Origin of the sequence: Desulfosarcina variabilis str. Montpellier (assembly GCF_048565275.1) — a bacterium.
GTDB lineage: Bacteria > Desulfobacterota > Desulfobacteria > Desulfobacterales > Desulfosarcinaceae > Desulfosarcina > Desulfosarcina variabilis.
Map to the genome: position 1 here is coordinate 4,903,458 of NZ_CP159846.1, position 12,691 is coordinate 4,916,148.

General features: G+C 36.2%; 11 protein-coding genes. All 11 read left to right on the forward strand.

The features are described from left to right. Window positions 1-22: 22 nt before the first annotated feature. The 11 genes from Dvar_RS22125 (at window position 23) to Dvar_RS22175 (ending at window position 12,585) form a co-directional block, all read left to right on the forward strand. Window positions 23-1,987 (forward strand): glycosyltransferase family 2 protein, encoded by a 1,965-nt coding sequence (locus Dvar_RS22125; RefSeq protein WP_419655295.1) that lies wholly within the window; start codon window positions 23-25, stop codon window positions 1,985-1,987. A 286-nt stretch (window positions 1,988-2,273) separates the two neighbouring features. After that, window positions 2,274-2,993, forward strand: coding sequence for a class I SAM-dependent methyltransferase (locus Dvar_RS22130; RefSeq protein WP_419655296.1), 720 nt, complete (start codon window positions 2,274-2,276; stop codon window positions 2,991-2,993). 240 nt (window positions 2,994-3,233) lie between these two features. Further along, window positions 3,234-3,650, forward strand: a complete 417-nt coding sequence (locus Dvar_RS22135) for a sugar 3,4-ketoisomerase (protein ID WP_419655297.1) — start codon at window positions 3,234-3,236, stop codon at window positions 3,648-3,650. After that, window positions 3,650-4,747, forward strand: a complete 1,098-nt coding sequence (locus Dvar_RS22140; RefSeq protein WP_419655298.1) for a DegT/DnrJ/EryC1/StrS family aminotransferase — start codon at window positions 3,650-3,652, stop codon at window positions 4,745-4,747. The genes Dvar_RS22135 and Dvar_RS22140 overlap by 1 nt, the downstream gene beginning before the upstream one ends. Before the next feature lie 104 nt (window positions 4,748-4,851). Next, window positions 4,852-5,811, forward strand: a complete 960-nt coding sequence (locus tag Dvar_RS22145; RefSeq protein WP_419655299.1) for a hypothetical protein — start codon at window positions 4,852-4,854, stop codon at window positions 5,809-5,811. Window positions 5,812-5,937: 126 nt separating this feature from the next. Continuing rightward, the gene (locus tag Dvar_RS22150) at window positions 5,938-7,179 is read left to right on the forward strand and encodes an acyltransferase family protein (RefSeq protein ID WP_419655300.1); all 1,242 of its coding nucleotides are present in this window, start codon (window positions 5,938-5,940) and stop codon (window positions 7,177-7,179) included. A gap of 188 nt (window positions 7,180-7,367) precedes the next feature. After that, window positions 7,368-8,300 (forward strand): hypothetical protein, encoded by a 933-nt coding sequence (locus Dvar_RS22155; RefSeq protein ID WP_419655301.1) that lies wholly within the window; start codon window positions 7,368-7,370, stop codon window positions 8,298-8,300. Window positions 8,301-8,303: 3 nt separating this feature from the next. Then, window positions 8,304-9,374, forward strand: a complete 1,071-nt coding sequence (locus Dvar_RS22160; RefSeq protein ID WP_419655302.1) for a hypothetical protein — start codon at window positions 8,304-8,306, stop codon at window positions 9,372-9,374. Beyond that, a complete protein-coding gene (locus Dvar_RS22165) occupies window positions 9,296-11,059 on the forward strand; it encodes a thiamine pyrophosphate-binding protein (RefSeq protein WP_419655303.1) in 1,764 nt (587 codons plus the stop codon). The genes Dvar_RS22160 and Dvar_RS22165 overlap by 79 nt, the downstream gene beginning before the upstream one ends. Continuing rightward, window positions 11,052-11,672: an HAD family hydrolase gene (locus Dvar_RS22170; protein ID WP_419655304.1), complete on the forward strand. Its 621-nt coding sequence runs from the start codon at window positions 11,052-11,054 to the stop codon at window positions 11,670-11,672. Before Dvar_RS22165 ends, Dvar_RS22170 begins: the two co-directional genes overlap by 8 nt. Beyond that, a complete protein-coding gene (locus Dvar_RS22175) occupies window positions 11,653-12,585 on the forward strand; it encodes a hypothetical protein (protein WP_419655305.1) in 933 nt (310 codons plus the stop codon). The genes Dvar_RS22170 and Dvar_RS22175 overlap by 20 nt, the downstream gene beginning before the upstream one ends. Window positions 12,586-12,691 lie beyond the last annotated feature (106 nt).

Here is a 12,691-nt window from a genome sequence, read left to right on the forward strand (position 1 = left end):
TTTTCTTTGGGTAAGAACTGACATGAAATCAGAGAACACAAATAGTATATGGTTATTTCCTCATTTCAATCGTGTTAGAAGAATGCCTGCCTTGATAAGGCAAGTAGTTGTAGATACTGGCGGAATTAGAACCTCGCTAAGAAAAGCTTGGGATGTATATCATAATGAAGGTTTTTCCGGTATTAAAAACAGAATTGCTATTCGTAGGCTACAAAATGAATCAAATAACCAGTTAAACAATGATGCTTTTGATTATAATGATTATCAAGAGTGGATACGGCGATACGATACGCTAAGCGAGGATTCTCGCCAACGCATCAAGGATAGGATTGGTACTTTTTTAAAAATGCCAAAAATATCTGTTGTAATGCCGGTTTATGATCCTTCAGTCCAATTTTTAAATGAAGCCATCGAGTCTGTTCGCAGCCAGCTATATCCAAACTGGGAATTGTGCATAGCCGACGACGCATCTAAAAAAGAAGCGGTTCGAAAGCTATTGGCCCAGCATGCCAAGCGTGACCCAAGGATAAAGGTTTATTATCGAAAAACAAATGGGCATATCTCTGTTGCCTCTAATTCTGCTCTCAAGCTAGCAAGCGGCGACTATATCGCCTTGCTTGATCATGACGATATTTTGCCCGAACATGCATTGTTTATGGTAGCACAGGCAATTATAAAAAATCCTGAACTGTGTCTCATCTATTCTGATGAGGATAAAATTACAGAAACCGGAGAACGGTGTTCACCCTATTTTAAGTCTGATTTCAATAAAGAACTTTTTTTCGCGCAAAACATGATTTCCCATTTGGGTGTTTATCGGCGAGATCTGATTGATTCAGTCGGTGGATTCCGTTCTGGCTTTGAAGGCTCTCAAGATTGGGATCTTGCGCTTAGAGTGATTGAACAAATACAGCCGGAAAAAATTGCACACATTCCCCATGTACTATATCACTGGAGGGCGATTCCGGGCAGTACGGCCTTGGCCAGTGATGAAAAAAACTATGCAGCAGAAGCAGCCCGAAAAGCAGTGGCAGAACATTTGGAAAGATGCGGTATTAACGCTGAAGTGGTACCGGCACCCGAGGCCCCAGCTATGAACAGGGTCCGTCTTGCAGTCCCCAAGCCTGAACCGCTTGTGAGCATAATCATTCCCACAAAGGATTGCTCAGATCTCCTCTCAACATGTCTCAACTCAATTTTTAATAAAACCACATATCCTGCATGGGAAATAATCATTGTCGATAACGGCAGCCAAGAGCCTGAAACAAAAAAGCTGCTTGAAAATTTTCAGCAAAAGGGTGTCACCGTGGTTTATGACGGCGCCCCTTTTAATTATCCACGCCTTAACAACAACGCAGTGCGTATAGCCAACGGCGACCTGATTTGCCTGCTCAACAACGATATTGAAATTATTTCGGATGATTGGCTTGAAGAAATGGTGTCTTTCGCGGTGCAACCAGAGATTGGTTGTGTGGGCGCGCGGCTTTGGTATCCGGACGGTCGACTTCAACATGGTGGGGTGCTCTTAGGTGTCGGTGGGGTTGCCAATCATGCGCATTACCAGCAGCCAAGGGGCGCCGTTGGCTATTTTGGTCGCGCGGTTCTGCATCAGAGTTTTAGTGCGGTGACTGCTGCTTGCATGATGGTTCGGCGCAAGCTTTACAATGAGTTGAACGGACTGGATGAAAACCTGGGGGTGGCCTTTAATGACATTGATTTCTGCCTTCGTGTCAGACAAGCCGGCTATCGAAACGTTTGGACACCATATGCAGAACTCTATCATCATGAATCTGCATCTCGTAGTTATGATGTCAGTGATGAAAAACAGGTTAGACTAAATAAAGAGACTGACTATATGAGGAAAAAATGGGCCGATATCATAGATGATGATCCCTATTATAATATAAACTTGACCTTGGAAAATTTAGATTTTGGTCTTGCGTGGCCTCCGAGAAAATGTGGGAAATGGAATTGTTTAGGATCTTAAAGACCATGCCGTCCTTCACGTTTAATCGAAAACCCATTGGGAATGTAAATTCGAATAACAGCAAATACGCGGTGGTAGAGTTTGTAATTTGGTCTAACGTGCGTAAAAGACAAGACATCAAGCTGACTCAACAAGCAACTAAAAAATTCGGAAAGATGTTTGAACGATCACCCGAAATTTAGAAATAACAGTAGAAATATTTTGTTGCCGAATGGCTTGTATTGTCGGCCGCAAATAGTTTTATAGGCCTTGCCTATTAAAGTTTCTTAAGAAGGTTTAAATAGTTATGAAAGAAAAAAATGATATTAATGAGAACTATGAAAACTACTATGGGGCCCGTAAATATTTAAAAGTTTACCCAACAGAATTTGTTATGAGGACTTTTCTTCAAACTAAGCTTCCAAAACTTAATATGGACAAACCAAAGATAGGAGATAAAATTTTAGAAGTAGGCTTTGGGGATGGGAGAAATACGGTTTTTTTATGTGAGCAGGGCTATGATGTTTATGGAATTGAAATAACCAAAGGGATAATAAAGCAGACTTCTGAAAGAATGAGTAACTTGGGATTCAAAAACTTTTCCTTTAAAGAAGGAAGAAATTCAAATATTCCGTATAATGATAATACATTTAATTATATTTTGGCATCTCATTCTTGTTACTATTGTGATGAAGGAGAAACCTTAATAGACAACATGAAGGAATACTCCAGGGTCCTTAAAAGAGATGGTTATGTGATTTTTTCAATTATTCATGTTAGACCTGATATTATAGATGAGGTTAATATAATGAATGATTCTGAAAAACTTACTGACGGGACTTATGTCATAAGAAATGATCCTCTTGGTATAAGAAATGGTTACCGATTTCATGCTTTTGAAACAGAAGAAGAATTAAAAGCATATCTAACTCCTATGTTTAAAAACTTTTCAATTGGTTTGGCAGATAATACTTTTTACGGTGTATCTGAAAGATTGTTTTGGGTAGTTTGTCAAGTTAATAAATAGAACCCATTATAAAATCGGGTGCTTGGTGTATGATGAAAGTGGTAATAACGTCCGGGATTTTGATCTTCAGGACAATGTCGATCTTTAATCTGTACCATGTATCTATAAATTTACCAAAGTATTTAGTCTCTCAGGCTGTAGGGGTATAAAAAGGACAAGAGACGATCCATATCGCAATGAACTATGCAGCCATATTCCTCAACTAACGCCCCGGCTACCCCTAAGTAACAACGAGGAACCATGAAAAATAATAACAATAAACCGTACATCATAGATTTCCCGAAAATTCATGATGCAAGAGGAAATTTAACCTTTATACAATCGTTTGATCATATCCCATTTGAAATAAAACGAGTATATTATTTATACGATGTCCCGGGAGGGGAAGCTCGGGGAGGGCATGCGCACAAACAATTACGCCAAGTGATAATTGCAATGTCAGGAAGCTTTGATGTGGTTTTAAATGATGGACAAAAGAACTATACTTATACTTTAAGACAGCCGTATTACGGATTGTTTGTTCCAGTCATGTATTGGCGTGAATTGATCAATTTTTCATCTGGTGCATGTTGCCTCGTTCTCGCCTCTGATATTTATAATCCAGATGATTATTTATACAATTATTCTAATTTTCTTGAAAAGAAGAAATATATATAATGCAAGAAATCCCATTCCTCGACCTTAAAGCAGCCACGGGTGAGCTTCGCATTGAAATTGACGAGGCGATATCCAGAGTTCTCAACAGCGGTTGGTATATTGGTGGCGATGAACTCCGATCTTTTGAGCTGGAATTTGCCCAATTTCTTGGTGTAAAACACGTAATAGGCGTTGGGAGTGGTCTTGATGCCTTGAATTTGGCTCTTCGTGCAGCAGGGGTTAAAAGCGGATTTGAGGTTATCGTCCCTGGCTTTACTTTTATAGCGACATGGTTGGCTGTTTCTGCAACTGGGGCAACGCCTGTGCCAGTCGAGTGCAACAGATATGACTACAATATAGAACCATCAGCAATTGAAGCAAGTATTACTTCTCGAACTAAAGCCATTGTTCCTGTTCACCTTTTTGGATTGCCTGCAAAAATGTCAGAAATAAAGCAAATTGCTGATCGTTATGGTTTGCTTGTTATTGAAGATGCAGCTCAGTCCCATGGTGCCAAATTCCAAGACCAACGAACTGGAAGTTTGGGTGATATTGCGGGCTTTTCATTTTACCCAGGAAAAAACCTTGGTGCATTTGGGGATGCGGGTGCCGTTGCGACAAACAATGATGCTTTTGCTGAAAAGGTTAGGTGGCTTGGAAATTATGGGTCTAAAGAAAAATATGTTCACCTTGAAAAAGGAATTAACTCACGCCTGGATGAAATACAAGCGGCAATTTTACGTATAAAACTGAGTAGATTAGATGAATGGAATATGCGCCGAAGAAAATTGGCACAATTTTACTGTACTCAGCTTGAAGACCTTCCCATAGTAATACCACAAGAGCCTGATGGTTATTATCATACGTATCACTGCTTTGTGATTCAAGCTAAGAAAAGAAATGCGTTGAAAAAGTTTATGGAGACGCACTCCATAAGTACGCTTATACATTATCCAATTCCAGGGCATAAACAAAATGCGTATGAGGAACTATCCTATTTATCTCTGCCTTCATGTGAGAGGTTGAGCGATAGCGTGCTTTCTTTGCCCATTGGACCTCATCTATCTATGAATCAAGCCAAGACTGTTGTCGAAGTTATACGTAATTTCTACCAGTGATTCATGAACAGCTCCATACATTTCTATGAAACCACATCATCTTGTGAGCTATAAATAGGAATAGACACTTTAACCACTTAGAAAAAAATGGAATCTTGAAAATAATGAACCATCCAAAATATTGTATTGGCGTTGGATTTCCCAAATGTGGAACAACATCTCTTTTTCATCTTTTGGCTGAATCTGGAAATTTTAATATCTATGAGGCAAAGGAATCAACCTTTTTGAATAAAGAAGATTTTTCTTTGGATGGGTATGACTCCATTTTTAAGCAAAGCATAAATCCATGGCCAGATATGCCGCTACTACCCTATATGGAGATTACGCCTCATTATGTTTATAATGACACTTTTTATGAGAATATAAAGTGTATCTCTAAAAAATTTCTGTTCACTTTTCTTGTGGTGCGTAATCCAATTTTGCGCTCGATCTCTCATTATGTCCATGATTTAAGACTGGGGTTTTGTCCCGTTTCTCCGGATGTTTTTCTTGATCCACAATACAAAGATTTAACTTACTATGTCCATTCTCGGTTAGGACATTATCTGGAACGCTATTTGTCTGCTGAGATTGGTAAGGTTTATGTGCTTGAGCTGCTAAAGGAAAATAATGCATGGGATCTTAAGAATGATATTTACCAGGCTTTTTTTGCATCGTATGTAGAACACACGGAGTTCATTCAAAGCTTTAAAAAAGACATGCCTTCAAATAATGGTGCTGGTTTTGTTCCGTATGTAACCTATTATCCAGAAGCTTGTAAGGTCGTTGCGGATGGAAAAAGTATTTCACTTCCAGCTAAGTCTTATCTAATTGAGAGGGTTCTTGTACCTTATGGCTATCAAACTGAAATTGTCACTGATTTTAATGAGAGACGGAAGACGGGTTTGGACCGCCTGCGCTATTTAAGTGGAAAGGCTTTGACCTTCAAGAAAGAAGATATTCAACGCGTTCTGTCAAAAGTTTTTATTGAAGATCTTGATGTCTTGGAGAAAAACGGGATTCAGTTCCCACCTGTAGAAGATGTCACCTATGAGTGCGTTGAGTCACGATTAACAATGATATAGCTTTTTACCAATTTTTTCGACCTATGCAGATAGTAAACACTTTGATAACACCTGTTTTGCAGGTTTCTAAGTCTTAGACGCCATTTTTCCAATATTGCGCTATATGCGAATAATTTTACTCATAACATGAAACTAACTGTTAACTATCTTGGAGTTAATGATAATCTTTTGTCATTGCGTGGTATTGCTGCGATGGCGGTGCTTATCTTTCATGCCATGCTTTCCTTTAAGGTTGATGGTTTCGATACTAAGCTTTATGAGATTAGAATTAACACAATTAGCAGTGTGTTTAACCAATTGATCGTGCTCTTATTTAATGGTAGTGCAGCTGTTATCTTTTTTTTTGTTCATAGTGGGTTTGTCCTCATGCTTTCTTTCCACAATCGTCTAAGCGATAAGGTGGGTGCATGGCCTCGTCTTGTCTGTTTGATTTCTTATTATTCAAGACGGACTTTTAGGTTATACCCAACCATCTTCACATCTATCGTTGCCGGATATTTTTTTTATCATTATGTGTATGTTCCAATTGAGGGTACCTATACTAGCAAGTGGATGTCAAGTTTTTTTCCAAAAGGCGTTGATTTTCAAGAGCTTATACATGGACTGATTCTTATCTCGCATAATTTGAATAAGTTTTTATGGTCTCTTGTTGTTGAGGTGCAGCTCTCAATTCTTATACCCTTTTTATATTTTTTTTTGAAAGATCGTCGTTTATCCGTTTTCTTTATTGCATTACTTGTGGCTATGGTTCTGTTGAATTTAGGAACACAATTACATGAGGCCACGAAGATAGACAACAAATCATGGGTTATTCATAAATTCATATTTAGCTATGTACTCTGCTTCTTTATAGGTGGTATTTGCACAACATTTTCTTTGGATCGAATGAAAATATGCTATGACAAGGCAAAGTATATATGGCTTGTGCAATTTGTAATAAAATACAGAATAGAGTTAAGTCTTTTTGTACTAATTTTTATTCGACCGACACATATTTTGTCTCCAGAACTTACAATCTGGGGCGAGATGATAGCCTCTGCTTTGATCATATATAATACCTACTATCACAATGAAGGTTGGCTCGCCAAAATTGCAGCTCATCCCATTAGTCGTCATCTGGGCCTTATTTCTTACAGTCTTTATATGTATAGTACAATTTGCATTTATGCTGCTGCAATGATTGTTGTTTCATATGCGCCCCGTGATTTTATTCTCCAATATGGACTAATAACTAATCTTATAACTACATGCCTTTCGATTATAATTGTTGTTCCTTTGGCAACTGTTGCTTTCTACATCGTCGAAAAACCACTTATGACGATGGGTAAACGTCTTTCAAATATTATTGAGCGTGAGCCTGATCGATAGTATTTGATATAGTAATAATAAAGTTAAGCGAATTTACGCATTTCCGATATTCCACATTGTAAATCGAATTACATTTAATTAATTGCATGCTCGTCTTATATCCTGTTGCGAAATTTTAAAATATGGATAAAATGTGTCTTTAATGAACAAACTTAGAATGGTTTTGGCTTTATTTTGGAGTAAGTTAAATGAAATGGAATAAAAAAGGTTTAATTTGTAATTCAGAAACATTTGAACTTTCTTGGTACAAAAAGAACACAATGGTTCCAATTCCTTATTTGATTGATGAAAAAAAACTTCGTATTTTTATAACAATGTGTGATGAATATAACATTGGAAGAATTGGCTATGTAGATGTCAACCCTGACAATCCATCAGAAATATTTGGCTATAGTAAAAAGCCTGTTATTGATATAGGAGAAGACGGTTCTTTTGATGACAATGGAGTGGTAACTGCTTCAATATTAGAAGATAGTGAAAAATTGTATCTTTTTTATTCAGGCTACCAAAGCTGTGTTAAAGTCCCCTATTTGATATTTGGTGGACTATCCGTTAGTGAAGATAACGGTGAAACATTTACAAAAATTTCGAGTAGAGCCCCTATCCTTGACCGATTGCATGGTGAGATATGCACACGTTGTGCTCCTTATATTATAAAAGAGGATGGTGTGTATAAGATGTGGTATACAGCTGACTGTAAAAATGGCTGGGTAAAAAAAAACGATAAGTTAATGCCCCTCTATGATCTTAAATATTTAACATCCGATGATATTGAAAAATGGAATCATAGCGCGGGACAAACGGTAATTTCTTTTAATAATGAAGATGAGCACGGTATAGCAAAATGTACTTTGTGGAAAGAAGATAATCTATACAAGATAATTTATTCTATAAGAAGTCTATCTCAAGGCTATCGATTGGGTTATGCTGAATCAAATGATGGGACAGACTTTGAAAGAATGGATGATAAGGTTGGTATAGATGTCTCAACTGAAGGCTGGGATAGTGAAATGATAGCCTTTGGTGAGAGGATTAAAATTAAAGACAAAACGTACTTATTTTATTGCGGTAATCACTACGGTATGGCTGGTATGGGATTTGCAGAACTTGATAAAGGTTAACTCATGAAAAAAATTATCATTACAGGAGCAGGAAGTGCTCAGTCTAATGGAGTGATAAATAGCTTAGTGAACTCCGGAGACGATGAACAAATTATAGGACTAGGAGCTGACCCAACGGAGCTTGTTATGTGCAAGGCTCATAAAAAATACCTTATGCCATATGCCGTAGATGCTAAATATAAAGAGACCCTTTTAAAAGTTTTAAATGCTGAAAAACCGAATATGATACATTTTCAGCATGATTTGGAATTGGCTATAGCTTTGAATTTTAGAGATGAAATTGAAGCTACTGGTGTTAAAATGCTTGTTCCTGATTATGACACTATTGACACTTGCGTACATAAGTATAAATCATGGCAAAAGTTTAAAGATGCTGGAATTAAAGTACCTGAAAATAGGGTCATTAACAATGATGAAGATTTAAAAGCAGCTTTTAGGGAGCTTGGCAATAAAGAAGGAACCATCTGGCTTCGTTTGATGTCAATTGGCGGTGGCGGAAAGGGTGCTCTTCCTACCAATGACTATCAAGAAGCTTATGAATGGATAGACAACTCAAAAGGTTGGGGTGATTTTGTGGCAGCTGAGCTTTTAGAAAAAGATACGATAACCTGGCTTTCTATTTGGAATGAGGGTGAGCTTATTGTAGGACAAGGCCGTAAACGCCATGGGTGGGCACATAGCGCACTAAGTGTGTCCGGCGTTACAGGTGTGACAAAAGTGGGTGAAACATGCCACGATGACCTAGTTGATAATGTTGCAATGCAATCTGTTAGAGCTGTAAGTAAAGTGCCAAATGGAATTTATGGCGTTGATATGACTTATGATAAAAATGGAATACCAAATCCTACCGAAATAAACATATCTCGATTTTTTACTACTGTTGAGTTCTTTACTCAAGCAGGTTTAAATATGCCTAAAATATTCAAAGATTTAGTTTTGTACAACAAAAAACCTGAGCTAAAAACCAATCTTAACCCTCTCGAGGATGGTTTATTATGGTTAAGAATAATGGATTGTGCTCCAATGTTAACAACAAAGGAAAAAATAGAAAGAGAACTCGTGAAAATATGGTAAGTAAATCAATTACAGTTGCAGAGTATATTGCTGATTTTTTTATCCAAAAAGGTATAAAATACATATTTGGGTTTCAAGGCGGAGCAATATTAAAAATATTACATGAGTTGATTGCAACTGGAAAAGTTGAATATATTCAAAATTATCATGAGCAAGCATCTAGCTTTTGTGCAGACTCATATTCAAGGATCTCTCAAGATATTGGTGTTGCAATTGCTACTTCAGGGCCTGGAGCTACAAATCTTGTGACCGGAATAGCTAATGCCCAATTGGATTCTATTCCGACCCTTTTTATTACAGGTCAAGATTATACACAAAACGTGACAAGAAATAATGCTGCAAGGTTAAATGGATTTCAGGACTTAGATATTGTAAGCGTAGTCAAGCCAATAACAAAATATGCAATTATGCTCACAAATCCTCAAGATGTGAAATATGAATTTGAAAAATGCTATCATATGGCTAAAAATGGTCGGCCAGGAGCAGTTTTAATAGATGTACCTATCGATGTTCAATTTGCACAAGTTGATGTTGATTCGACAAAATCATTTACCCCTCCAAGAGAACAACCATATCATCTTGATAAAACTGTTGAAGTCATAAACTTATTAAAATCAGCGAAAAGGCCAGTTGTTTTAGCTGGGGGTGGGATACAAATCGCTAAAGCTACACCTGAATTAGAAGAATTTGTAAAACTATCCAAAATTCCTGTAGTTACAACTTTAAATGGGTTGGACTCTGTAAAACATTCATATTCATTTGCAGGTTTGCACGGTAATGTTTATTCAAATATTATTATTAGAAATGCTGACTTGATATTAGCGATAGGAGCTCGGTTTGGTCAAAGGCAAGTAGGAAAAATTCCTAAAAATTATACACGAGCCAAGATTATTCATGTTGATATTGATTTTGAAGAATTTGATAGATCAATAAAGTCTTATATAAATATTTTTTCGGATCTGAAGCTTTTCTTAAACAAGTTGAATAAAGAGCTTAGAAAAACAAATATAGCTAACTACACAGATTGGAGTAATACTGCTAAAAAATGGAAAAATAAATATAATGATACTGCTGAAATTAATACGGAAAAGCTAAAACCGATAATGGCAACTAAAAAAATTATTGATTTATTAAATGACAATTCCGTTATAACCTGTGATGTCGGACACAATCAGATGTGGGTAGCTCAAGCCTTCAAAAAAAAAGGAACTATGAGACTTATAAACTCTAGTGGATTAGGATCAATGGGATACTCTATACCGGCGGCCATTGGTGCCAAATACGCAAACCCACGAGCGAAAATAGTCTCATTCACTGGTGATGGTGGATTTCATATGAATATGCAAGAGCTTCTTTTAATTGGGCAGAAACAGTTAAATATAAAAGTTGTTGTATTCAAAAATAACACTCTTGGAATGATGAGAGAAGTTCAAGCAAGATATTACAACTCAAATTACCATGGAGCTAATCCTAAAGAGTTTGTTTGCGTTGATCTGAAAAAAACTGCTGATACTTTCAATTTACAATTTGCAAAAATAGAAAAAGAAGAACAGCTGGAATCTATAAGTGATCTAATAAATAATAATAAGCCTTGTATTATTGAGTTGGATATAGCTTTTGATTCTAAACTTTCTAATCGCTATGACGAAAGTCATATTATTGAGGAAAACATATTGGATGAATAGGATTAATATTTTTTTTGATTTAGATGGTACTCTTGTTGACTGTAAGTATAGATTGTACAATCTTTTTCAAGAATTAGTTCCTCAATCTAATTTTAGTTTTAATGATTATTGCAAAATAAAATCAAATAAAATTGACCAAAAAAAACTGCTCCAAAAATACTTCAATTATTCAAATGATGAGGTTGTTTCCTTTAAAAAAAATTGGCTGAATAATATTGAAGATGAAAGCAGACTTAAACAGGATAAACTTCTCTTTTCTTTCAAGTTAAGCAAATTTTCAAATCGGCATGATCTTTTTGTAGTGACAAATAGGCAATATAAAGACAGAGCGATAAAACAACTTGAAAATTTGGGTATTGCTAAATACTTCAAAAAAATATTAGTAACAGAACAAAAAATGTCTAAGCTGGATTTGATAAAAGCTAACGTCATTTATTCTTCCAGAGATATTATTGTTGGTGATACCGGAGAAGATTTAATAACTGGAAAAGAGCTAAATATAAAGACTGTTGCAGTTTTAACAGGAATTTTGAAAAAAGAAATTTTGATGGAGTATAATCCTGATCTATTAGTAAAGGACATTAAGGAGTTTTATGCAAGTACAGGTTTATAAATCTGAAAATAAAAAAATATGGGATGAATTTATCTCAAACTCCAAAAATGGTCTTTTTATGTTTAAAAGAGATTTTATGGATTATCATTCAGATAGATTTGATGATAATTCTTTGTTGTTTTATTACAAGGATAAGCTATTGGCTGTATTGCCAGCCAATATCAGAGAGGATGTATTATATTCACACCAAGGTTTGACTTTTGGCGGAATTATTAGTGACAATAGAATGAAAACACCTGTTATGTTAGATATTTTTGAATCTATCAGAATATATATGCAAAATCGATCTTTGAAAAAGCTTGTATACAAAGCTATCCCTTATATTTACCACCAAATTCCCGCTCAGGAAGACCTATATGCCTTATCGAACATAAAGGCCAGTATTTTTAGAACAGATGTCTCTTCAACAGTTGATTTAACTAAAAGACCTTCTTTTTCATCAATCAGAAAAAGAGGGGCCAAAAAAGCTTTAAAGAAAGGGCTGATTGTTGAAAAGAGCGAAGATTATGCCCAGTATATTCAGGTTTTAAATGATGTTCTATTAGAAAATCACAACACACAAGCTGTTCATTCGATAGAAGAAATTGAGCTTTTGGTTTCAAGATTTCCTGATAATATAAAACTTTATACAGCTTCTAAGTACGGAGAAATATATGCTGGCACTTTAATTTTCGAGTATCCAGAAGTAGTACATGCCCAATACATTGCGTCCTCTAATAAACATAGGAATTCAGGATCTTTGGATCTGGTTTTCTCTACACTAATAAATGAAACCTATCAGGAAAAAAAATATTTTGATTTTGGAATTTCAACAGAAGATTGCGGCAAGATGTTGAACGAGGGACTTATTGCCCAAAAAGAGGGCTTTGGGGCAAGGGCTGTAGTGCACCAGTTTTGGGAAATGAACGTATAACTTACATTTTATACGTTACGAAAACATTTCTAAAATAACTATTATGCTGAATTCAAAGAGTAATCGATCACGAGATGGGGCAGAAGCGCTGTTTATTCTCATGCAC